Below are 21302 nucleotides of genomic sequence, written 5' to 3' on the forward strand. Positions count from 1 at the left end.
GCGCCTGCGGGGGCGGGAACCGGAACTGGGGCCAGAATCGACCGGCGGGCGGGATCGACTTCGGGTGAAGCTGCCATCCCGATGGCTCTCGCGGGCCCGCCCTATCGGTCCGCCCCACTTTGCTTTCGGCAAGGCTGCAAGGACAATGCCGACGTGGCGGATTCGCGACGGCCGGAGCCGCAGAGGAAGACAGCACGTGCGCGTACAACCTCTTGACCTGACGACCGACGGTGACCCGCACCCGATCAAGAGGCTTGCCCGCCTTGCGCTGCCCGAACCGCTCCGTGAGGCGGATGTCGCAGAGGATTTCGACCGTTGGATACGCGACAACGTCCCGAGCGAGAGGGACCGGATCGGCATGTTCGACCGGTTCGGAACACCGCCGCTGACGCAGCGCGAGCACGCCTTGTTCACGCTGCTGTCGATCCTGGCGATCGAGCACGGCGCCTGGCCGCTGGAAGAAGGATGCGGTCGGGCAATCCGGTGCCTGGAGGAGATCCAACGCCACTGGGCGCCCTCCGACCCAGTATCCTCATACCTTCGAGGGAAGGCCGCCGCGTTCGTCGCCCAAGGCTTTCGATGCGCGCGCGGCGAACCCGGGCGCCTGTTGTCGTTCCTGAACGGCGCGCCGCTCCGGGTCTGCGGGGACGGTACGGCGGCGCTGGCCTTCGGCGTGACCGCGCCGGTCAGCGACCTCATCTTCGATTTCAGGGACGACGCCTTTGCGCTCCACAGCCTGCGTTCCATGGTCGAAGGCGACCGAACCGCGTTCGACGCCGCCGTCCTCGCTCAAGCGGAAATCCTTGCTCCCGCGATCGAACGGGGGGTAGCCCGCCTCTTCGAGCGCTGCGCACCGCCCCCGGGAGACTACCTCGCCGCCTTCCGGGACGTTCTGTCCGACGAGAGGTGGCTCCCAACGCTGCTCGGGAAGCTTGAGGGCCGTGCCGACCTGCGGGACAGGGTTGGCGGCATGCCAGCCGCTGCGGAATGGCTGCGGGCCATCGCCGGCGCACGCGCCTGGAAAGCCAACGACATCCGGCGTCTCGTTCGGCTCGAACCGCTCTTCGAGGACGATCCAGAGGCCTTCATGGCGGCAATCGTCTCGGGTGTCCGCGCCTTGGAGGGCTCGGAGCCGGCAAGCGCGGTGTTCGCTGCCTTGAGCCTCCTGCACCTCGCGCGCCGGCGTCGCGCGGTCCGCTCGGAGTTGGCCGACGCCGAGCGAGAGGAGGCCTTCGTCTTGGCGCTACGGGATCTTCCGTCAGGGGAAATGATCGTCCGTTTGCACGCCCAGCTTGCCGACCTGCCCATGGATATCCCAGGCGCCCGCGCCGTGTGGCGCCATTTGGGCAACGCGGAGAAGGGCCTGTGGCAGTGGCGGATCCGAGCGGTCGTCGGCGACGACCGAGCCCTGCGGCGCGGCTTGGCCGAGTTCCTTCTCGCCTGGATGTCGCAGGACGTCTACCGCGACGTCGAGCGCCTGGTCGTCGATCTCTTGCCGCCCGCGCAGGAACTGGACGTCCTCCGCACGCTGGCCCAATCGTGCGACCGGCTCACCTCGCTGCGCGCGGGTTGCCTCGCCCGAGAGATGACCTTCGGCCTGCCGGACTGAACGGTCTCACCAACCGGGCGCAAACGGGTCGCCCGGACTTCCCGCCTCGTCGCGGCGGTGCGCGGCATGACGCCTGGACGGAAAGGACGAGACCCGTCCGTCCCCGTACCCCAGGCTGGCGGTCGCATCGATGAAGTCGCGGAGCGCGAGCCTTCCCGTCCGGTCGATGGCGATGATGTCGGCCGCCAAGGGTTGCCTGCGGTCGTCCGAGAGAGCCTCGGCGGCGGTCTCGGCGTCCGGGAAGAGACGCCCCAACGACAGGTCGCGGCCGGAGGACATGGCGATGCTGACGAACGACGCGAAATCCCACCCGGGCGAGCGCTCGCCGCCATAGGCGTCGACCTGCCCGAAGGCCGGCGCCTGACCGTGGGCCCAGACATCGTGGAACACCTCGGTCGCCGGCCTGACGGTCGTGATGAAGGCCCCCTTCCTCGCCCAGGCCGGGTAGAAGAGGTACCAGCCCATCCCGGTCGAGAGGAACGTGTCGAGCTGCCGTCCCTCGTTCCTCCCGACGTCGGTCAAGCCCGTCGCGGTCGCGTTCTTGGCTTGGAAGAGGACGATCCGGTACATCGGGCGCCCGAGGACGTGCACGCCGGCGACGACCGCGAGGTCCGCCGCGAGAAGATCCCGGCCCTCCAGCATGGAGGCGGTGCCGAGGTCGAGCGTGTATGTTTCCGGCAGGCCGGCTCCCGCCTCGTCCATGGCCGGGATCACACGGTGCTCGACCGCGCTTTGGATGTAATGGAGCACCGCTTCCGTCTTGAGCGGCTCGGGCTTGCAGCGTCCGCGACGGAGGGCGACTTCCAAGCCGTACTGCAGGGCCGTGAACAGAATGGCCTGAACCGGGTCGGCCCAGTATCTGGGCGACATCGCGAGCAGCTGTGCGACGAGATGGTGCCGCCCTTCCTCCGCGGCTCGATCCGGATCGAACGCTCCCGCCCCGAGGCCGAGCGTCGGGGCAAGTTGACGCCAGCCGACGCCACGCGACGTCACTTCGCCGGTCGATGCCATCGCTCCCAGGCCTCGCCGGGTGTCCTCGGCCAGGCTCGGCCGGACGCCACCGGCGTACAACCGCTCCAGGGCTGCCAGGAGGACGCCCCGCTGCCGCGGGCTCAACCTCGCGGGTAGGCATGCGATGCCGGCGAGCTTCCCAAGGGCGACCGTGGTGCGCAGGCGGCCGAATGCCCGGATGACCGGGTGGTCGGTTTGCCATGCGTCTGATTTGTCCCAGTCGTGGAAATCGGCAGCCATCGCGTCGCTCTCAGTGAGGCGCGAGGGGATAGCCGACCCGGTCCCTGCGGGCCAGGGATTGCCGCGCAACTTCCCCGAGGGATGCCCCGAGGCGTCGGCTCCCAAGGGCGGGCATCCCGTCGGTCCGCGGTGACCATCAAGCCCTGCGCGGGCTCCATGGCGGCGCGCTCGCACGATGGAGTGCGCCCTGTTTGGATAGGTGACGAGCCGGTGCACGTGGCCATCCTCGCCCGGCACTCGACAGCGAGAGAAGCTCGACGCCGTCCCGTTCGCCGAACCGGGTCACCTCGGCTGGCACATCAGCGTCGCGCAGCTCACCCCTGAAAGTGCGCGCGTGCCGATGCCGCAACCGGCCGATCGGGCGGTCGTCGCGGAAAGGGCTCATGCCCGCACTCGACCCACCTCATCGGGCGGTGTCAGGCGCCGGCGTCGCCGCCCGGATGCCCGACCATGCACCCGGCGCACCAGACCGAATTCCTCTCGGCAAGCGAGCCTCGCTATGCGCATCCACGGCGCGCCAACTCGCCGCGGTAGCCGCCGGCATATTGGCCCTTGCCATCCGGCCTGCAGCGGCTCCGAACATCGCTCCTTCGCTGTGTCGGCAGAAGGCTCCCGGTCGGGGTGCTGACCGACACTCCCAGACGCCGCTCCATCCCCGCACGCGGGCCCCCTGCCTGTTGCCCACTGGCATTGTACGGGGCACCCCCTTGCGCGAGGGCCGACGCGTAAAGAGCGGCGCTCGCAGCAGCGGCAAACAGGATCGTTTTCATATTCACCTCCGCAATCGACGATGGGGCGCGTACGTCTCGCCGTTTTCTTTGGATTTCGTCCCGCGGATCGCGGTGGTTACACGTCCGCGGATGTCCATGGCTTGTGACCGCGCGTGGCGTCCGATGCCGTGGGCGTTCCGCCGCTCCCGAGCGAGGCGGAGCGATGATGCCGGACGAAGCGACGGTAGCGGTCGATCAGCCCGGCCCTTGGCTTCGCCCCCCGTCCGCGCCTTCGCCACCACGGTGGCGGCTCTACGATCGCCAGGCCAGCGCTCTCGCCCACTGGGCGGGGCTCGCCGCCCGGGGCTTGGAACGGCCGATCCGGCGTGGGCCGGCGGGCCAAGCTATCGCGAAAGCTTGTCCCGATTTCCGGCCTCGCCGAAGGAACGCTCTCAACACAATTTGTCCTGACTTCCCGGGAAGCCTGTCCTTCGAGCGAGCCCGGCTGCCGGACCATGTCTGGGCGTGGCCCGCGGACGGGCGACGCTCGATGGGCGTGGACGTCCTATCAGCTCCGGCGCCGCCCCTTCCCGGGAGGGCCGACCCGGACGGCCTGCCGTGACCGGCCCCGCTCGGCGCCCGCCCCGAGGTCCGCCCCGGAGCCCGGCGAAGGGCCCGCCTGCCGTCGGCTCTTCCGCCTCATCCGCCGGCGTCGCGGCACTTCGCGCCGTGCCGCCGAGATCGGCCTCGACACCACCTCGCTCAGGGGCCGCCCGACGCTCCGGGCGCCTCGCCGCCCGGAGCGCGCCGCCCCGGAAAACGGTCCCGCGGGCCCGAGCGATCACGGCGTCGGCAGGTCACCCCGCCGCGTTCCGGCCCCAGAGGTGCTCGGCCGCCGCGTCCGATTCGGGCTTGGAGCAGAACTCGCAGTGCGGATCGCGCGCCCGCCGCAGCCGGCGCCGCCCGATGGGGGCCTTCCAGGGATCGACGGCCCAATAGTTGGTCGCCGCCGCCCCCGCGTTCGAGCGCAGAAGTTCGACCACCAGCAAGGCGCCGGCCATGCTCGACACGAACGCGAACGGGGCGAGCACCTGCCTGCCTTCCGGTGTCAGCAGTGTCTGTGCGGCGCAGAGCTGCTTGAAGAGGCTGTCATAGGCCGTGCCCACGATCCCCGCGGGATCGATCTGGGGATGGGCCCGATGGATCCGCCCGGCGGCCTCGGCCGAGATGAAACCCTCCCTGACCGCGGCGAGGTCGACGCCCAGCCCATCCGCGATCGAGCGCTCCCGCGCGTGCTCGTCGGGAACGTGACGGTAGATGCAGGCCATGCAGGCATCCTGCGTGGGCTGCCGGTGCGAGTGCACGACGACGCCGCGCACGTCGGTCGTGGACGCGTCGAGGACCCGGCCCGGAAGCTCCTTCTGGATCCCGCGCCGCGCGCGCCTGCTGTCGACCGTGACGATGGCCGTGGCGGGCGGCCCCGCGGATTTGCAATAGGCCGAGAAGTCCTGGACGAGTGGTTCGAACGCGAGCTCGGGGAAGTCGGCCGCGGCGCGCTCGGCGAGCGCGACGGCCTTGTCGCGGCCGACATCCTCGTCGCCCAGGTAGAGGCAGCGGTTGGGATTGCCTGAGCCTACCGTTTTCGGGTCGACGATGCGGAGGCGGCCGACGGCGCGCAGGTGGCGCAGGGCGCGAACGAAGCCGTGGGCCACGGCGCCGGCGCCGACGAGCACGGCGTCCGAGAGATCGACGGTCGTCGCGAGCGCCGCGTCCGGCACGCCGAGCTGGTCGAAGTCCAGCCGGAGCGGGTAGGCGACGGCCGGAAGTGCCGGGTCGTCGAGCAGCATCCGCAGGGTCGCGGCGGCCGCCGGGCATGCGGCGACGGCGGCCAGCAGGGGATGGGGCGGCGGGCCGCCCGTCCGCCCGACGGGGCGGACATCGACGGTGGCGCCGCCGGCGTCGATGGCGGCGTGCAGCCGGGGCAGGTCCGTCCGCGCGGCCGCCTCGCCGATGACGAGTTCGAGCTGCGCCTCCTCGGCCGGCGAGGTCACCACGCCGACGGTCCGCGCGAGCAGGGCCGCCACTTCCGCCGCCCAGGCGGCGTCCGCGCCGCCGGGAGGAGCGGTGACCAGAACCGCCCGGTTGAGGCGCTCGGACGCGTCGTCCTCGTCGCTTCCGAGGATGGCGGCCAGCATCCGGGCGTTCTCTTGGGCGGGCGTGATCATGGCGTCACCTCGATGCGGATGCGCTCGCCCGGCCGGCGCACATGCTCCCACAGTCCAGCGTCCGAGAGCTCGTAGACCATCGCCTCCTCCAGGAAGGTCCCGGGCGTCGCCGTCGCGGCGAAGCGCGGCAGCACCAGGGAGAGGGCCCCGCGATGCCGGACGATGGCCCAGGCGTCGTCCGCCTCGGAATGGAACGCCCTGCCCGGATGGGTATGGACCTGGGCGACGATCTTGAGACGGTGGGCGCGAAGGTGCCCCATCAGCGCGCGCATGCTCGCGGGCGGCAGGTGGAAGTAGTCCTCGGCGGTGGCCTGCTCGGGTTCGTAGACCTCCTGCACGGGCGTCGGCGCCGCCGAGGCCGAGCGCGCGAGCCAGAGCACGGCGCGCTCCTCGCCGCGCCGCCCCCCGACGCGGAGGCGGTCGAGGGTTTCCGCGAGGATGGCGGCGGTGCAAGCGACGGCTGTCATCCGACCGCCCTCTTCCAGCAGCGCCAGATCTGGTCGAGGATGCCGAGCAGATCCAGGCCGGACTGGCCGCGGTAACCGTCCCACCGCTCGCCGACATGGCTGAAGTGGGTGTGGTACTCGCGCGTTCCGCGCATGCAGACGAACATGCGGCCGGTCACGGGATGGGGACTGGGGTGGAAGATGCCGCCGGCCCCGGGGGGAGCCTGCGAGAGGTGTTGCCCGGCGGCGTCGAGCAGTTCGACCGACGGGGGGAGGTCGTCCCAATCGACGCAGGTGAAACGGAGCCTCAGGGGCGCGGCGGTCGGATGCCCGAGGATCACGTCGAGCACGGGATACTCCGCCTGAAGGACCGTCCAGTTGCGGTGGGCCGCGGTTCGGGAATCGAGGCGGCGCACGTCGCGCTCGAACGCGGCCCGGGAGAGCAGCTCAAGCACGGGCGCCCCCACCGCCCTCGCGGGGCCCCCACTCGATCTCGACCTCGCCGGAGAGCCCGTTCCCGGCAAAGGAGGCGGACGGATCGATGTCGCGGTTGCCGACGGTCGTGATCCACGTCGCGGTGTCGCCGAGCTCCAGCTTGCGCGCGGCGCGGACCAGCACGTCCGCGACCGGCGTCGTCGCGGGAACCCGCACCGCCCCCTCGGCCGGGAAAACGCCGCTCGTGGTGAACACGGTCACCAGCACGAAGTCCGGCCGTTGCGCGCGCCGCGAGACGATGTGCTCGACGCCGCGAGTCTCGAACGACACCGCGCCGCCGGGCCGCAGGATCTTGTCGGGCTCGTCCTCGCGCTCCAGCACGAGGTCGTGGCCTGCCGGGACGTGCAGGATGGCGAGGAGCTCGTCGACCTCGATCCGGCCGTCACCCCAGACCTGGCCGACCTCGTCCACCGTGAAGGAGAAGCTGCGGTCGCTGCGGAAGCCGCGAAACGCGCCGCCTTCCTCGGCGACGAGGTCGACCTTGTCGTCCGTGCCCACGAGGTGGGTGCGGCCGCCCCGGACCAGGATGAGCTGGTGCTCGCTCGCGGGCAAGAGGCCGGCCCTGGTGAGGACCTCACGCCCGGTGACCTCGCCGTCGTCGAAGCGAACCGGGGTGCCGTTCACCGGGAACACGAAGCTGCGGGCCCGCGCGTTATCCATAACCTTCATCCTCGTCTCCACCTGCTGGCGCGCGCCGACGTTCCCGTACACACTCTTGACGGACGACGGACTTGGACTAAAAGACGCTTTCAGTCTCGGCTGGGACTGTATGTATCTGGACTAGGTCGGCCGTCAAGTCCGATTCTGGACCAGGGAGGGGTTGATGACGAATTCTGCCCACGGCGCCCGGAACGAGGCTGGGTCGTCGCGGCTCCCTGTGGAGCTCGAAGCGTTCTTCGCGATGGCCGACAGGTGGCACCTGAGCGCCGACGAGCAGATCGCGCTTCTCGGTTCGCCGGCGCGGTCGACGTTTTTCAAGTGGAAGAAGGAAGGGGGCAGCATCCCGCCGGACACGACGGAGCGGGTGTCTCACCTTCTCTCGATCTGGAAGGCGCTGCGCATCCTGTTTACCGTAGACGAGCGTGGGGACGAGTGGATCAGGGCGCCGAACGAGTATTTCGATGGGGCGAGCGCGCTCGACGTCATGCTCTCGGGGAAATTCGCGGACTTGTACAAGGTCCGCATCTACCTGGATGCTCAGCGTGGCGGCTGAAGATTTTTCCCTGACGACGTGGAAGGGTGACGCGTTCCGCTTGATCCCGTCCCGGTTTCCGCCCGTGTCCGTCTATGACGGGCTCGTGGCCGACGGCAGGGTCGAGGCCCTCGTCGCGGTCGAGGACATCACGAACCCGCGCCTCCGCTCGATTGACCGCCTCGCGCGGCTCCGACCCGGGGTCCCGGCCGATGCCCCGAGGCTGCAGAACTGGAACCACGCGCCCTTCGCCTACGGCAACCCGGAGGGCAGCCGCTTCTTCGATCACCTGAGGCCGTGCCTGGAACTGGCTGCGGACCGCCAGACCGCGCTCGCCGTGTCGGTGGCGCGTCGCGAGAGGTTTCTCGCCCGGACCCGTGAGGCGCCCATCGGCCTCGACATGCGCATGCTGCGGACGCCGGCCGAGGGACGCTTCGTGGACCTTCGCCACGTCCCGGCCGATCTCGACGCGAAGGCGTGCCGCGAGATCGGCGCCCGCGTATCCTCCGAGGCCGACGGGGTTCTCTACCACCCTCCCGAGCGCTCAAGCGCGACGTGCCTGGCCGTGCTCAGGGCAAGCGTGCTCGGCCGCTCGATCCAGACGGTGCACTACCGGTACGTCTGGACCGGCCGCCGCATCGCCCTCCTCTACGCGTTCGACGACGAGGGGCGCGAGGTCAGGCCAGAGACCCTGGGCGGCGAGGAGGACGTGCTCGCCGCCTGAGCTCCGCCGCGCCTCAGCGCAGCTCGCCTGCCGCCCAACCGTCCAGGCGGACGAACTCGTGGAACGTGCAGCCGCGAGCCTGGCAGACGACGCTCGGCAGGACCCGGCCCTCCGCCGTGACCGTGTGGTCCTTCAGCACGAGCGCGTGACCCTGCGAGCAGGTCATCTCGGCCTTGAAGCGCCTCACCGTCGACGGGTGGCAGGCCTTCCAGTGCAGCGGCGGCGGCCTGTCCCCACCGCCGTAGCGGCGGATCGTGACCTGTCGGTGCCGCGGTTCAACGGGACGTTCGGTTCGAGGCGCGTCGCCCGAACGGCCAAGCCAGAGACGGCGCAGGAGGGATCGGAGCCAGTCAAACATGCGGTGTCACCAACATCCACAAGGGCCGTGATTTCGCGAGCGTATGCCGTGCCCTGAGACCGGCCGAACGGTCGGGCACGCCGTCATTACACCATGCCGGCGCCCCCGACATCGTGAGGAGCCTGAACGCGGCGCAAGCTGGGGGCCATCGGTCCATCGCCGACAAGCAGGAGAGCCGGCGCTGGGGGGCCGAGCCCGTTCCCCGGCTGTAGGAGCACAATGGGACGGACTTCGGCGCAGGACGCTTCCCGCGACGAGACCTCAAGCACGGGAGGGCTTCGGCGAGTATTGGGCCGGTCCCGCGATCTTGCAGCACGCTGCTGCGAAATTGCCTTGGGCCGCCATCCTCTTGCGTCTCTCGGGTTCCCGGGCGGCGGCCGCCGCGTCGCAGGACCCGGGCGCCCGGTGCGCCCGCCGCGGGCTCTCGGATGGGGCAGCCCCGCACGGTCCGCTCACGTATCCCGCCGCCGAGGCGCAACCTCCGTTAGAGCGGGCGCGCATGCGTCCTGGGAATGCGGCGCCGGAGGTCCCGCGGTACATCCTCCCGGGACCACACCGTCGTGACCTTACGGCCGGCGGTCGCGAAAACCGGCTTGATGCCGGCCCGGTCGAGGGCTTCCCGCACCCACCGAATGCCGGATCCGATGTCCCTGGCGAGGGCCCCCGTGGTTGCGTACTCGCTCTCGAAGGCCGCCAACGCATCCTCCGGGACGAGGATCTCCCCGCATGCGGTCGCGGTCCCGGTCAGCAGGCCTTGCCGGACGATCAGGCCGACGACGTCGGACGGCACCGTGATGCGCCGGCCGACCTCTGCGAGGGTGAGGCCGCCGCCCCCGCGGGACCGGCGCGCGGCCCTGATGTCCTCCGGGTCGAGGAGGAACCCCGCGAGGCCGGGCGCGTCCCGCAGGACCGCCCTGACCCGGAGCTGTCCGGCCAAGATCATGGCGCAGGTGCCGCGCACGCCGTCGACCTTGCCGTGCTGGCTGGCGCGCGCGAGCGGCAGGAGGCCGGCGGGAGCGGCCTCGACGGTCGGCGCTGGGCCGCGGAGTCGGGCCAGCACGGCGTCGATGGCACCCCGGTCGAATACCTCGGCCTTGATGCCGGCGCGACGATGGATCTCGGCTGGCGGGACGATGCGGGCGGCCACCAGCATCCTGGCCTGTCGCTTGGCCAGCCCGAGCGCGGCGGGCAGGTCGTCCGCGCGGACCGCACGGTCGAGGAGCGCGCGGATCTCGGCGGCGGTCTCGCGGGTGATGCCGATGGGCGTGCCCCGCTTGGTCCGTTCCGGCCACGCACCCAGGGCCTTGACGTAGCCGGCGACGAACTCCGGCCGGCGCCCGCACTGGGCCGCGATCTCGGCGAGGCTGACCAGGGGGACATCGGCATGCCGGATCACCACCGAGGTCTTGTGGACCGGACCCCGTGCCGCGTGATGCGCGAAGAGGATCGCCCGCACCGCGTCACCGCTCCCTCCCGCCGGCAGTCGCTTCGCCCACAGGTACAGGTAGCCATAGACCTGTTCGGCGCCCCAGGCCCCGAGGCCGACATGGTCGGCTCCGGCCATCCCGTCGAGCAGGGCCTCGAAGGCGCGCGGCCAGTCCCGCGCGATGGCGAGGCCGGCCGAAAGCACCTCGGGATGGCGTTCCGCCGGAAACTTCGACAAGGCCCCGTCGGCGCCCCCGTGCCGGGCGACGCCCAGCCGCTCCATGGCGTCGCAAGCCTCTGCGAGCGTCAGCCCGTCGAGAATGGGGACCTCCGTCCTCGGCATGCCGCCGAGGCGGCCGACCACGTAGGCGTCCGCCAGGGTCGTGCCGGGCGCGACCTCGACGCCCTCGCAGGCCAGCAGGGGGTGGCCGTTCCTGCACCGGGTCAGCGAGCCGGCTTCCCAGGTGACGTCCACGCCGCAGGTCGGGCAAGCCGCGGCCAGCAGGACGTGATGCACCGGGCAGGTGCGGACGGCAGCCACGTCCCACCAGAAGCGCCGGTGAACGTTCCAATGGGCGTGACGTCCGGACCGCGGCCGGCGGAGGTCGTCGTCCCAGCAGCGCGGGCACCAGCGACGCGCGTTCGTCGTCCAGTCGTCCCGGTGGATCTCCTCGCCGGCGATCACGACCCTCCGCTTGGTGACCTCCGCCGGGGTCCATCGCAGGAAGGGCTCACCGTCACGGCCGAGCCGGTCCGCGAGGGGCTTGGCGGCGCGCCCCTGCAGGATGTCGCTCAAGGCATGGCCGGCGCTCCTCAGGCGTTCCCGGCTCCACGGCTCGCCATTGACGTCGAAGGCGCGCAGCAGGTGCGCCGCTGCGGATTCGCCCTCGACGACGGGCGGGATGATGGTCAGTCGCACCGACGTCCTCCTACGCGTCGTCCGGGTCGATGTCCGCTTGCGCGGTTCCCATCAGTCGGGTGAGCTTGTCGAACTCGATCTCCTTCAGCTTCGGGCAGGTCGAGATGTCGGGCACCCTGAACGGGTTCCGGTGAGGGCCGAGCTCGAAGATCTCGTCGAAGACGAATGCTAGGTGGTCGAGTTGGCTGATGCTCGGCGCGCCGCTTCGGATGGCGCGGAAGGCCGCCTTCTTGACGAGGTGCATCATCCGGCCGGTGTATCCCGCCGATGCCTTGAGCATGCGCTGGACCATGTCGTGCTCGGACAGGCCGGAGGGGGCCGGGAAGCCGAGCCGCGGCTCGATCAGCTCCAGGAACTTCGTCGCCTTCTTCACACAGGCCGCCGAGTGGCCGAGTGGCCTGATGGGCATGAAGATGCAGCGTCGGAGCAACTGGAAGTCCTCCTTGAGCACCCGCCTCAGCCACGGCATGCCGGAGAGCACGAGCGAGATGGGGCGCATCTCCGCCCCCGGCGGCCGCAGGGGGTCGTTCGGGTCCGGGAGGACGAGGTTCTTCAGCGTCTCGACCAAGGCCCGCCGCTCGTCGCCGGTGCGCCCGCGGAGGGCGTGGTGGAATTCATCGACCATGACGACCGACACGAGTTGGGCGTGCATCTGGTGGCGGACCCTGCGCCAGATGTCGTGCTCCTTCAGGGTGGCGCTGAGTTCCAGATCGGTCAGGGCGACGTACAGCGCGAGCCCCAGCGTCTTCAGGGTGCAGGGGCTGGGCGCCTTGATGAACACCAGCGGGCGCACGGGGCCGACCTCGTCACGGAACGGCACCAGGGACGGGCGCATCTGCAGCCGGGCGAGCAGATGCGACTTCCCGGCCCCGGAAGGAGCCGGAACGACAAGGCACTGGCCCTCGACGTCGTCGGCGAGGTCGGCCAGCATCTGGTCGAAGCGCGCGACCGCCTTGACGACGACGTCCGTGTTCACGTGGATCGTGTTCACGCGTCTCTTCCAGGCGCGCCGCTCCAGATCCTGGGGGCTCAGACGGGTGGCGAACCGCTCCCGGCGCGCGGGAACGGCCTCCTGCGGGGCGAGGACCGTGACGTCGGGGCGGAAGATGTCCGCTTCGTGGGCTTGCAGCATGCGATGGTCCTCACTCGGCAGTCCAGTTATCGGGATCGTCTGCATCGAACCCGATGTCGTCGGCCGCCGCCGCCGGCATGGTCGCCGCCGGCACGGTCGCCGCCGCGGTGACGGGCGGTGATCGTGCCGGCTCGGCGGCGACCGAGTCGTCCTGCGCCGCGCGGACCGGGCGCCCGCCGGTCTTGCGGCCCCCCTGCCCGATGCGGGGCGCAGGCGCCGCCTGGCCGTCGGCCGCGGCCGACGGCGCGGCCTTCCTCGGGCGCCGGGTCCGCAGCCGCTCGGCCTCGTGGGCGTTCTCGTCAGCGACGTCCCAGGCCACCTCGAACATCGGGTCGTCCGCGTGCTCGCGGAACCAGTCGACGTCGGTGCTGGCCAACCGCTGCGGCTTGACGCCGGCCTTGCGGCATTCGGCGCGAAGCAGCTCCATCGCGCGGACGAGGGTCGCGCGTGCGACGCGCTGGCCCTCCAGCGTCATGCGACGCGCCGTCCGGACCACGTCGCGCCACTCGGCAAGGGAGGTGCCGTCCGCCAAGGCGTCGTCGCAGGGAACCCTGATCCACCCGGCCTCCTCGTCCACCAGGACGAGGAGGTGGCCGAGATCGGACGCATCGACCTTGACGAGGAACTCCTCGCCGAAGTGGAAGCCTTTCCTGCGGCGGACGCCCTTCAGCTCGTCCGACTGGAAGGTGAGCCCGAGGAAGGTGATCCCGTGCCGCTGGATGGTCCTCGGGACCACGAGCGCGATGAGCGGGTCGAGGTCGTCGGCCGACGGCGGCAGGCGCGTGCCGTAGCCGATCAGGTCCTGCCAGCGCTGCAGGGGCGTGCGTCCCAGCAGCCCGCCATGCTTGCGGTTGTGATAGATGTCGACGACCCAGATCGTGAAGAATTCGATGAGCTGGGCGAGGGTCAGGGCGGCTTGCCCGACGCTGTCGTAGTCGCCCCGCTCGCGCACGTCCCGGAAGGTCCGGCCCGGCAGGTAGGCGCAGAAGTCGCGCGCGATCGTGCCGAGGGCCCGCTCGACCTTGCCCTTCAGGTGGGGCTTGCGCCGGGGCATGTAGCGAAGCTCGAACCGCAGCTGCCCGGCGGCCGCCTTCATCGAGCGGGAGTGGAATTCCCGTCCGTTGTCGAGCTTGACCACCTCCGGCACGCCGAACACGGGCCAGGACGTCTCGACGCGGACGCGGGTCAGGTCCTTCGGCAGCACCGCCATGCGCAGGCAATGCATCACCGAGGTCCAGGAGGGGCGCTCTTCGCTGAGATGGAACCCGACGATCATCCGGGTGGCCGCACAGATGGCGACCGTGAGCCAGACGCGCTTGGTGCGCTTGTCCTTCCGACGCCGGTTCCGCGCCGGGGTGCCGTCGCCTTCCAGAACCAGCACGTCGAGCGGCGTGTGGTCGATCTCGACGATTTCGAGCGGCCGCGTCGCCTGAGGAGCCTTCTTGACGTGCCGGAAGGCCTGCTCCGCCTCCGCGGGGCCCTGGCGGTGATAGATCTCGTCGAACCGACTGACGTTCGCCTTCACCCAGCGCCGGATGGTCATGGCGTCGGGCACATCGAGGGGCACGGCGCGCGTCTTGTTCTCGCGCTCGACCCGGCCCTGGATGAACAGGATGACGTGGCTGAGGGGGGGGCCGTTCCGGATGAGCCAGTCCTCGCGCACCCGCTCGGCGAGGATCACCTCGACTTCCGGGTCGAGGCGGAAACCCGCCCGCCCCTTCTGGTCGTGCAACGGGATCAGCGCCGCGAGGGCCCTGCCCCCCTTGCGCCAGCGCCCGTACCAACCCTTCAGCGAGGACCCGCTCACCCGTTCGAGCGGCACGTCGTCGGGATGGGAGCCCTCGTTCTCGATGACCCGTTGCCGACGCTCCGCCGCGACGAGCTTCGCGATCTCGGCGTAGCCCTTCAGGACCTTCTTGTGGGTCCGCTCGGCGAAGCACCGGTCGCAGGCCTGCATGTAGTCGAGGCGCATCAGCGCCGCGTCCTGCTGGCGGACATCGAACGTGTCGATGGTGCGGAGGAGGTTGTCCTGGACGCCTTGGGGCAGGCCCGCGGTCGTGTCCTCCACCAGTTGAAGGCGCCTCGGCTCGCCGAAGTAGAGGTCGGCCAGCTCGGCATGGCTCTTCGTGACCGAGACCGGCCTCGCCCCGAGCGTGCGCAGGGTGACGCCGCTCGCGTCGCGCGAGAGCACCTTGTGGTAGACGCCCTCGACGATGACGAGGGCGCCCTCCTGCAGGCGGATCTGGCAAGCGCCCATGTTCAACGCCGCCCCCTCCCGGGCTCGGACACGCGCAGCCGCCCGCTGCGGCAAAGGTCCAGCATCGCGGCCTCGCTCAGGAAAAGCGTGACGGGATCGGGCCCGAGCCGGCGCAAGAGGACGCCGGCCGCGGCGCGCGCGATGGCGTGGGGGATCCCGTCGACGAGCGCGACCGCGCCGCGGTGCGTGCGGATCTGAGACCGATCTCCTGTCATGGGGCTACCTCCGGCTCGGGGAACGGCGGACAAGGGCGTGGTCGTCGAACGGTCGGCCGGGTTCGGTGAGCTCGGCTTCCCCGCGCGCGACCAGGGCGACGACGGCCCGGAAGGCGCGGGTCCCGAGGCCCGAGGCCGCTCGGAGCTCCCGGACGCGGGCCTCGCCGCCGAAGCGGTCCAGGACGACGCGGATGGTGTGCTGCTCCGCCTCGTCGACGACGAAGCTTCGCTCGCTCGCGACGAGCGCCGCGTTCGCGACCCGGAGCGCGTCGATCTCGACCTCGGTCCAGAGCTCGAAGCCGTGGTAGCCGGCCGCGATGGCGCCCGCCGCCAAGCGGGGCCGGATCTCGTCCCAGCCGAGCCTGATCACCCGCTTCAGCGGCTTGACCTCGACGCAGAGGCGCCGCCCGTCGTCGATCTCGACGGCGAAGTCCGGCGTGTAGGTGTGCCACCGGACGCCGTCGTGCCACCGGAACGGGACGGGCTCCTCCTGGTAGCGCAGGACGGCGTCGTCCTGCTCCAGGAGGAGGATGAAATCCCGCGCGAGGAGGCCCTCGTAGGCCACCATGCGGTGGCCCATGCCCGGCTTGCCGGAGGGGATCTCGCCCGTGATGCAGTCCCGCCGTCCGGTGACGATCCGGCGGGACGGATTCGGCTTGCCGACATGCCGGCTTCGCAGGGTCCGGGACATCAGGCCCCTGCCCCGGCGCCGGGCATCCGCGCGGGCGCGGCCGCCGCCCCCAGGCGGATTGGATACCGCGTCACCCCCTCCTGCCAGCGGTCCAGCGGGGTCCGCCCGTCCCGGCGCGAGCGGCCGAGGTCGTGCTGGCTGAGCCAATCCTGCACCGCGGCCATCAGGCCGTCGGCCGTCGCCACCGCGGCCCCGGTCGCGGCGAGCCATTGCCCCAGGCCCGCCGCCGGCGCGGCCCCGCCCGCGGAGGCCGCCGGGCCGAAGCGCAGCTCGATCCCGAGCGCCGCCGCGGACCGCAGGACCGATTCGCTGCGGAACCGGGGGGCGTGGTCGAGCAGGAGGGCGTCCGGGAGACCGAGGCAGAGGCGGGCGACGCCGAGCGGCTCCGGCGTGGCTGCGGCCGGCCGGGCACCGAAGAGCCCGAGGACGGCGTCGCCGTCGGGCTCCGTCGTGGAGAGCCTCGCCGCGACCGTCACGCCGCTGTAGGCGTCCCGCGCGGTCAGCAGGTGGACGCGATCCGTGTCGAGTTCCGGCAGCGCGATGTCGAGGGTCTCCTCGCCGACGACCACCTCGCCCAAGGGGTGCCCGCTCGACATGTGCAGGAACCGGAAGACCTGCCGGGCGGGCGCCGCGGATCCGCGCGCCGGCGGCCGCATGCGGGCGCGGATCATCCGGCGAAGGGTGCCGGGCGCCGGCACCTGGTCGGGCGCGCACCCGCGGGCCAGGGCCTCTTCCCGGCACCGCTGCAGCGCCGCCTGCGTCAACAGGGAGAGCGAGGGCGCCGGCCGCAGGCGGGCCTGGGCGGCGGCCTCGTCGGCCACGGACCCGATCCAGGCGGCCCAGCGGGGCCGGGCCGGCACGGACCGCCGCCGGTCGGCGAGCGCGGCCACCTGCCCGCCGCTCGTGCGGAGCAGCCGCTGCCACCGCCTGACCTGCCGCAGCGACGGCCACTTGACGTCGTCCACCTCACGGCCGACCGCCGCGAAGGCGGCCGGCACGGCATCGGCGCCGCACGCGCCGGCCGGCAGGCCTTCCAGGGCCTGCACATAGGCCAGGCGCCGTCCGGCGCGGGCGCGCTGCGCCTCCGTCAGCTCCGAGAGGGCCGGCGGATCCGCCGGGGCGAGGGAGTCGCTCTGGACGGGAAAAAGTTCGAGCTGCGTCATGACCGCGGCGGTCCTCTGAAAGCCCGTGGCGGGCGTTGATGGAAGCTGGGCGAGGCGGCCCCGGCACTCGGGCCGGGGCCGGTCGTGCGGGCTAGTCCTCGGGCGCCTGGTCGTCCCAGGCCTCGGGCGTGAACTTGCCGGTGGGGTGGCCGAGAAGGAGGCCGAGGTCGTCGTCCCACGCGTCGAAGGCGGGATCGACGAAGCGGTCGCCGGCGGGCGGCTCGCCGCCGTACTGATCGGTCAAGGGCGTTCTCCTGGGGTCGCGAGGTCGGTGGCCCGGTCGAGGGCGTCCGTCGGACGGCCCCGGCTCGGCGGCATCAGGCGGCCGGGACACCCCAAGGAGGCGACACGCGCAGGCCCTTGCTTTCACGCGCGGGAGCTGGCATACGTGTCGGGCCTCGGCGTGTGCCTCATCCGGTCGGTGCGGTAGTTTCACGGTCGCGGTCGAAAAGGCTCGGACGTCGCTTGGGCCGGGGATTCCACTCCACTCCCCTTCCCGGCGCGGTCGAGCGATACACCTGCGGTGGCTTGGTGGTTAGACGCAGGTGATCTCAAGGCGTGCGGCCCTCGGGCCGTGCGCCTTTGTCATGACTCATGGGGCGCGACCGGAGCCGGTCGCGGAGGGTCGCGCGACCGCCCACGGCGGACGCGAACCGGTCTGATCTGGCCGGGCATTGTTACTCTCCCTCGAAGTCCCGGGACGGGACTTTACTCGGTTTCGCCCTGAGACGGCTGCGCCCGGAACTGGCCGAGCGCGTACCACATCTTCGCCTTCCGGTCGTGGATTATTTTCCCATCGCGCTTAAGCTTGGTCTTGGACTTCTCCGAGGCGTCGAGCTGGTAGCCGGCTTTCCGGACGACCTCGTTCACCTCGGCGCCGGACATCCCCCGGGGGCCCGCCTTCGCCAACGCCGTGACGATCACCTTCGCGACCGGGCCGGTGACCGCGGGCAGTTGCAGGGGCTCCGCCCCCGGCCGATCCGCATCCGCGGCCGCCCGCGGGAGGGCCACGGCCGGCGCGAGGCCGGAGCGCTCCAACGTGCCGATCAGGTGGTCGATGCCGGCCAGTTCGGTGGCGATCTCGCGAAGCTTCGCGGCACCGGCCAGCATCGCCGACCGCACGGCTTCGTGCATCTCCGCCTCGGCCTGCCGGGCCTGCTCGCGCAGCCTCTCCCGCGCCTGTTGCAGTTCGGTGAGCACGACCATCCCCCACAAGGCCCGCGGGCGGTCGCGCCCAGGCCGATTTTGAAATCCTACCCGGTCGCGGACCCCGTGGCAACCGGGTGAGACCCGGCCGCAAGGCGCCTGGTTAACGGGGTCCTGCCTGACCGACCCTGCTTCCGGCCGGGTGGCTTCCCGTCCGGACCGGCCGCGCAGAGCTGGCCGGGCGCGCCCGCGGGCGGCGAGCCCGGGCCGGGCGTGCCGGCGCGCTCCGGCCGTTGGCCGGGTGACTCGGCGTCACCCCGCCCGGTAGGCCGCGGCCGGACCGACCGGCTCGCGCGACATGAAGGGCTGCCCCCTGCCCTCCGCCCAGGCGAAGCCAAGCGCGGCCAGCGCCGCCGTCAGCTGCGCGTCGTCGGCGGGAGCGATCCGCAGCCCGGCCCCCTCCGCGTCCGCGATCGCGACGAGCCGCTCCAGGAAGCCTGGGCGCGGGGCCCGCCCGGCCAGGCCGCCTACGACCAGGTCCCCCTCCCCCGACAGGCCCAGCGGCAGGTCCGGCAGGTCGTCCCCCCGGGTCAGCCGGCGCATGACCCGGTGCGCGGCGGTGTCGAGCTCGGCCGGGACCGAGGCGTCCAGCAGGGTGTCGGCCGCCGCGTCGGAGACCCGCGCCGCGCCGCCGCCCGGCAGGACCGCCGCGACGGACAGCTCGATCCCGCCGGCCCGGAGGTCGAAGCGGGCCGACAGGACGAGGCGGACAGCGGTGCGCGTCACGGTGATCGCCACCGCCCCGTCGAGTCCCTCGCCCGCGGCGTAGGACGCCGGACCCACCGCCAGTCCCCGATGCCGGCGCAGCAGGCGACCCAGGGCGGGGCCGAGCTCCGCGTCGACGATGTCCCGCGCGAGCGCGTCGGCGAGGCGCCGCCGCCAAGCCGGGCCGTCGCGGTCGCTCCTCCGGGCGCCGGGGGCCGGCAGCGCCCGGAGGACCGCGGCGGCGTGGCGGAAGCGCTGTCCGGCACTCGCGCCCAGCGCCTCTCGGTAGAGCGCATCCGCGACGGCCTCGACCAGCGGCGGCAGCCCCTTGGCCAGGGCCGCCCGCAGCCGCCGGCCGGCCGAGGCGGCCTGCGCCGCCCGGCTTGCCTCGCCGGCATCCGCCATCAGCGCCGCGGCCTGCCGCGCCTCCGGCGCGACCGTGAACGCGAGCGCCTCCAGCTCGTCGGAGGCCCGGAGGACCGCCGGCAGGCAATCGAGGAAGCGGAGGGCGCGCTCGACATGCGCGCGGGCGGAGGCGCCATCCTCGGGGATCCAGCGGGCGGCCCTGAGCAGGGCATCCCGCACCTGCGCGTGATCCGCCGGCGCGAAGGCCCCGGGGAGCGCGCGCAGGAGCGCGCGGTCGGCCGCCGCGCGCGACCGCGCCAGGGGGAGGACGATCCCGTCGTCCCAGACCTGCCGGAGATCCTTCCGGATCGCCCGCCTCAGGGCCGCGATCCGGGTCGCCCGGATGCCGCCGGCCACGAACGCCGCGTGCAGGTTCTCCATCGTCGCGTCGACCGTGTGCCGGGTGGCCGGGTGCGAGAGCGTCGCGATGGTTCGCCACGCCGTCGCGAGCTCTCCCGCGTCCGTTTGCGTGGGGCTGCTTCCGGCGCGGGAGGCCGGGACGACGGGAGCGGGGTGCATGGCCGGAGGATGCCCAGGAACGCGAGCGTCCGGCCGGGCGATAGGCCGCGGGACCGCGCCAGGCCGGCGCGATGGATCCAGGGCGCTTCGATCCGGGCCGCGGACGGCGCCCGGGAATCGGGCGCACGCCCCATTGTGCGGGCCACGGAGCAAGCCACAATCGGCGCCGCCCGGGCCGTGCCGCATCCCCTGCACCGGCGCGCGCCTCAGGTCGCCTCGCCGGTGTCCCAGGACGCCCAGGAGCCCGGCAGCGACGCGGTCTCGCGGGCGAGCCGGACGAAGGTGGCGAGGTCCTCGTTGGCGTCGTCGAAGGCGCCGTCGAGCAGGGTCCACGCCTCCGGCGCGGCGAGCGCCGCGCCATCGGCGAAGCCGCGGTCGTCCGGCCCGGTCCGCCCGCGGTCCCGCGGCGAGGCCGGGTCGACGGCCGCGCCCGGGTCGCGGGCGAGACGGCCGGCGAGCCGCCCGGCGCGGCCCCGGGCGCGGTCCGGGCGGCCCCGGCCCGGCCCGGGCGAGCGCGCCGGCCCGGGCCGGCGGGGCCTGGGATTCGCCGCGCGCCCGGGCGTTGCCCTGGAGGGGGCGCCGCGGGTGTTCGCCAATGTCGTCATCGTCGTCTCCGTCGCAGCAGGATCGATGGGGTGGCGCAGGTCGGAGGGGTTGCCGGCTCACCGAGCCCCCGGCATCGCCGCGCAGGGCTGGCAGGCGGCGGGGCGTCGGCCGGGAACGCGGGGTCCGGGCCTGCGGCGCCTCGGCGGCGGCGCGCGGCGGGGCGCCCGCGCCGCTCGGGAGCCGTCGCCGCCGAGGCGCGCGAAGCTCTCGGCGAGGTCCCTGAGGCGCTCGGCGGTGGCCTGGTCCGCGGGGGAGCCGGCGGGGCTGAGCGCCTCCCCGAGGGCCGCGGCGTCGAGCCGCTGCGCGTCCGGGTCGGCCGCCGCGGCCTCCAGGACGGCCATGAGCAGGGTGCCCGACCGCAGCAGGCTGGCGGCCGGCGTGCCGGCCGCGAGGGCGGCGAGGTCCGCGCGACCGGGCGGGGCGAGGCGGACCGGGAGCGTCCGCAGCCTGCCTTCGAGGCGCCGGCATCCGGAGAGCGCGGCGGACCAGGGCAGCAGCCAGGGGGGCGGCGGGCGCCGGCCGGCCGGGGCGGCCGCGTGCGCGACGGCCCGCAGGGCCCGGGCGGCGTGGAGCGGGCTCATGCCCGTCACGACCGCCACGCCGAGGCGGGCGCGGACCCGGTCCTCGTCCAGCGCGGCGAGCGGCAGCACGAGGAAGACCTCGGACCCGCCCGCCAGGGCTGCCGCCGCGCGGTCGAGCAGGCCCTGGAGCTGCGCCGCCGCGCCGTGGGCGACCAGGGCGGGCGGGCGCCGGCCGGCCGGCGCGGCCGGGCCGGGCGCGTGCCCGGGGTAGGCCAGGACGGTGGCCGGGCGCTCGACGCGCGCGAGGGCGGCGGCGGCCAGCAACGCCGCGTGGTATCCGGACGCATCGTCCGCGAAGAACCCATAGACCATGGCGGCATCCTTTCCGGTTGCGGGCCGCTGGAGCTTCCTTCTCTGAGGAAGGCTGAATTATACCAATGGTAAAATAGACTGGCTAGATTCGGTCTTGCCTGAAAGCAGTTCACCCCACCGCAATCTCTGGCCTTGGTTAACCGAAAGCAGTCTACG

At 72.6% G+C, this 21302-nt stretch carries 20 protein-coding genes; 3 read left to right on the forward strand and 17 right to left on the reverse strand.

Translation table 11 applies throughout. From position 1 onward, the window contains the following. Window positions 1–196 precede the first annotated feature (196 nt). Entirely contained in the window at window positions 197–1609 is a 1413-nt protein-coding gene (locus tag MZTS_RS07195; protein ID WP_066922167.1) for a hypothetical protein, read from the forward strand. A gap of 6 nt (window positions 1610–1615) precedes the next feature. Here the strand turns inward: MZTS_RS07195 and MZTS_RS07200 are convergent, their stop codons facing one another. From MZTS_RS07200 to MZTS_RS07220, 5 genes are all read right to left on the reverse strand, one after another. Beyond that, the gene (locus MZTS_RS07200; protein ID WP_192282881.1) at window positions 1616–2860 is read right to left on the reverse strand and encodes a hypothetical protein; all 1245 of its coding nucleotides are present in this window, start codon (window positions 2858–2860) and stop codon (window positions 1616–1618) included. A gap of 1567 nt (window positions 2861–4427) precedes the next feature. After that, the gene (locus MZTS_RS07205; protein WP_012753009.1) at window positions 4428–5795 is read right to left on the reverse strand and encodes a ThiF family adenylyltransferase; all 1368 of its coding nucleotides are present in this window, start codon (window positions 5793–5795) and stop codon (window positions 4428–4430) included. Further along, window positions 5792–6262 (reverse strand): Mov34/MPN/PAD-1 family protein, encoded by a 471-nt coding sequence (locus MZTS_RS07210; protein ID WP_009865918.1) that lies wholly within the window; start codon window positions 6260–6262, stop codon window positions 5792–5794. Before MZTS_RS07210 ends, MZTS_RS07205 begins: the two co-directional genes overlap by 4 nt. Then, window positions 6259–6696, reverse strand: a complete 438-nt coding sequence (locus MZTS_RS07215) for a putative metal-binding protein (protein WP_043766874.1) — start codon at window positions 6694–6696, stop codon at window positions 6259–6261. The genes MZTS_RS07210 and MZTS_RS07215 overlap by 4 nt, the downstream gene beginning before the upstream one ends. After that, window positions 6689–7405, reverse strand: coding sequence for a multiubiquitin domain-containing protein (locus MZTS_RS07220; RefSeq protein WP_142584743.1), 717 nt, complete (start codon window positions 7403–7405; stop codon window positions 6689–6691). The genes MZTS_RS07215 and MZTS_RS07220 overlap by 8 nt, the downstream gene beginning before the upstream one ends. A gap of 154 nt (window positions 7406–7559) precedes the next feature. Here MZTS_RS07220 and MZTS_RS07225 point away from each other — a divergent pair, with 154 nt between their 5' ends. Both MZTS_RS07225 and MZTS_RS07230 read left to right on the forward strand, forming a co-directional pair. Next, window positions 7560–7949, forward strand: coding sequence for an MbcA/ParS/Xre antitoxin family protein (locus tag MZTS_RS07225; RefSeq protein ID WP_012753006.1), 390 nt, complete (start codon window positions 7560–7562; stop codon window positions 7947–7949). Further along, window positions 7930–8652 (forward strand): RES family NAD+ phosphorylase, encoded by a 723-nt coding sequence (locus MZTS_RS07230; RefSeq protein ID WP_012753005.1) that lies wholly within the window; start codon window positions 7930–7932, stop codon window positions 8650–8652. The genes MZTS_RS07225 and MZTS_RS07230 overlap by 20 nt, the downstream gene beginning before the upstream one ends. A gap of 13 nt (window positions 8653–8665) precedes the next feature. Here the strand turns inward: MZTS_RS07230 and MZTS_RS07235 are convergent, their stop codons facing one another. The 12 genes from MZTS_RS07235 to MZTS_RS07290 all read right to left on the reverse strand — a co-directional run bounded on the left by MZTS_RS07235 (window position 8666) and on the right by MZTS_RS07290 (window position 21146). Beyond that, on the reverse strand, window positions 8666–9010 hold the full coding sequence (locus tag MZTS_RS07235; RefSeq protein ID WP_012753004.1) for a hypothetical protein: 345 nt from the start codon (window positions 9008–9010) through the stop codon (window positions 8666–8668). A gap of 484 nt (window positions 9011–9494) precedes the next feature. Continuing rightward, window positions 9495–11354, reverse strand: a complete 1860-nt coding sequence (locus tag MZTS_RS07240) for a TniQ family protein (protein ID WP_066923656.1) — start codon at window positions 11352–11354, stop codon at window positions 9495–9497. Between the two features lie 10 nt (window positions 11355–11364). After that, window positions 11365–12486 carry an ATP-binding protein gene (locus tag MZTS_RS07245; protein ID WP_066923658.1) on the reverse strand — a complete coding sequence of 374 codons (1122 nt, stop codon included), beginning with the start codon at window positions 12484–12486 and terminating at the stop codon, window positions 11365–11367. 10 nt (window positions 12487–12496) lie between these two features. Then, window positions 12497–14743 carry a DDE-type integrase/transposase/recombinase gene (locus MZTS_RS07250; protein ID WP_082222805.1) on the reverse strand — a complete coding sequence of 749 codons (2247 nt, stop codon included), beginning with the start codon at window positions 14741–14743 and terminating at the stop codon, window positions 12497–12499. A gap of 2 nt (window positions 14744–14745) precedes the next feature. Further along, on the reverse strand, window positions 14746–14958 hold the full coding sequence (locus tag MZTS_RS07255; protein WP_066927220.1) for a hypothetical protein: 213 nt from the start codon (window positions 14956–14958) through the stop codon (window positions 14746–14748). A gap of 4 nt (window positions 14959–14962) precedes the next feature. Then, on the reverse strand, window positions 14963–15649 hold the full coding sequence (locus MZTS_RS07260) for a TnsA endonuclease N-terminal domain-containing protein (RefSeq protein WP_012752999.1): 687 nt from the start codon (window positions 15647–15649) through the stop codon (window positions 14963–14965). Further along, window positions 15649–16812, reverse strand: a complete 1164-nt coding sequence (locus MZTS_RS07265; protein ID WP_066927218.1) for a hypothetical protein — start codon at window positions 16810–16812, stop codon at window positions 15649–15651. Before MZTS_RS07265 ends, MZTS_RS07260 begins: the two co-directional genes overlap by 1 nt. Window positions 16813–16903: 91 nt before the next feature. Next, entirely contained in the window at window positions 16904–17056 is a 153-nt protein-coding gene (locus MZTS_RS07270; RefSeq protein WP_009863639.1) for a hypothetical protein, read from the reverse strand. Between the two features lie 464 nt (window positions 17057–17520). After that, window positions 17521–18018: a hypothetical protein gene (locus MZTS_RS07275; RefSeq protein WP_012752997.1), complete on the reverse strand. Its 498-nt coding sequence runs from the start codon at window positions 18016–18018 to the stop codon at window positions 17521–17523. A 252-nt stretch (window positions 18019–18270) separates the two neighbouring features. Continuing rightward, entirely contained in the window at window positions 18271–19647 is a 1377-nt protein-coding gene (locus MZTS_RS07280) for a hypothetical protein (RefSeq protein ID WP_153874032.1), read from the reverse strand. Between the two features lie 206 nt (window positions 19648–19853). Next, the gene (locus MZTS_RS07285; RefSeq protein ID WP_153874033.1) at window positions 19854–20252 is read right to left on the reverse strand and encodes a hypothetical protein; all 399 of its coding nucleotides are present in this window, start codon (window positions 20250–20252) and stop codon (window positions 19854–19856) included. Between the two features lie 57 nt (window positions 20253–20309). Beyond that, the gene (locus MZTS_RS07290) at window positions 20310–21146 is read right to left on the reverse strand and encodes a hypothetical protein (RefSeq protein WP_153874034.1); all 837 of its coding nucleotides are present in this window, start codon (window positions 21144–21146) and stop codon (window positions 20310–20312) included. Window positions 21147–21302 lie beyond the last annotated feature (156 nt).

The organism is Methylorubrum zatmanii (genome assembly GCF_014845115.1).
Classification (GTDB): domain Bacteria; phylum Pseudomonadota; class Alphaproteobacteria; order Rhizobiales; family Beijerinckiaceae; genus Methylobacterium; species Methylobacterium zatmanii.

Coding starts and splice junctions, on each gene's coding strand:
- MZTS_RS07200 (WP_192282881.1), bottom strand. CDS start 2,860: ATGGCTGCCGATTTCCACGACTGGGACAAATCAGACGCATGGCAAACC.
- MZTS_RS07280 (WP_153874032.1), bottom strand. CDS start 19,647: ATGCACCCCGCTCCCGTCGTCCCGGCCTCCCGCGCCGGAAGCAGCCCC.
- MZTS_RS07220 (WP_142584743.1), bottom strand. CDS start 7,405: ATGAAGGTTATGGATAACGCGCGGGCCCGCAGCTTCGTGTTCCCGGTG.
- MZTS_RS07290 (WP_153874034.1), bottom strand. CDS start 21,146: ATGGTCTATGGGTTCTTCGCGGACGATGCGTCCGGATACCACGCGGCG.
- MZTS_RS07260 (WP_012752999.1), bottom strand. CDS start 15,649: ATGTCCCGGACCCTGCGAAGCCGGCATGTCGGCAAGCCGAATCCGTCC.
- MZTS_RS07255 (WP_066927220.1), bottom strand. CDS start 14,958: ATGACAGGAGATCGGTCTCAGATCCGCACGCACCGCGGCGCGGTCGCG.
- MZTS_RS07205 (WP_012753009.1), bottom strand. CDS start 5,795: ATGATCACGCCCGCCCAAGAGAACGCCCGGATGCTGGCCGCCATCCTC.
- MZTS_RS07245 (WP_066923658.1), bottom strand. CDS start 12,486: ATGCTGCAAGCCCACGAAGCGGACATCTTCCGCCCCGACGTCACGGTC.
- MZTS_RS07285 (WP_153874033.1), bottom strand. CDS start 20,252: ATGACGACATTGGCGAACACCCGCGGCGCCCCCTCCAGGGCAACGCCC.
- MZTS_RS07225 (WP_012753006.1), top strand. CDS start 7,560: ATGACGAATTCTGCCCACGGCGCCCGGAACGAGGCTGGGTCGTCGCGG.
- MZTS_RS07235 (WP_012753004.1), bottom strand. CDS start 9,010: ATGTTTGACTGGCTCCGATCCCTCCTGCGCCGTCTCTGGCTTGGCCGT.
- MZTS_RS07250 (WP_082222805.1), bottom strand. CDS start 14,743: ATGGGCGCTTGCCAGATCCGCCTGCAGGAGGGCGCCCTCGTCATCGTC.
- MZTS_RS07210 (WP_009865918.1), bottom strand. CDS start 6,262: ATGACAGCCGTCGCTTGCACCGCCGCCATCCTCGCGGAAACCCTCGAC.
- MZTS_RS07265 (WP_066927218.1), bottom strand. CDS start 16,812: ATGACGCAGCTCGAACTTTTTCCCGTCCAGAGCGACTCCCTCGCCCCG.
- MZTS_RS07230 (WP_012753005.1), top strand. CDS start 7,930: ATGCTCAGCGTGGCGGCTGAAGATTTTTCCCTGACGACGTGGAAGGGT.
- MZTS_RS07275 (WP_012752997.1), bottom strand. CDS start 18,018: ATGGTCGTGCTCACCGAACTGCAACAGGCGCGGGAGAGGCTGCGCGAG.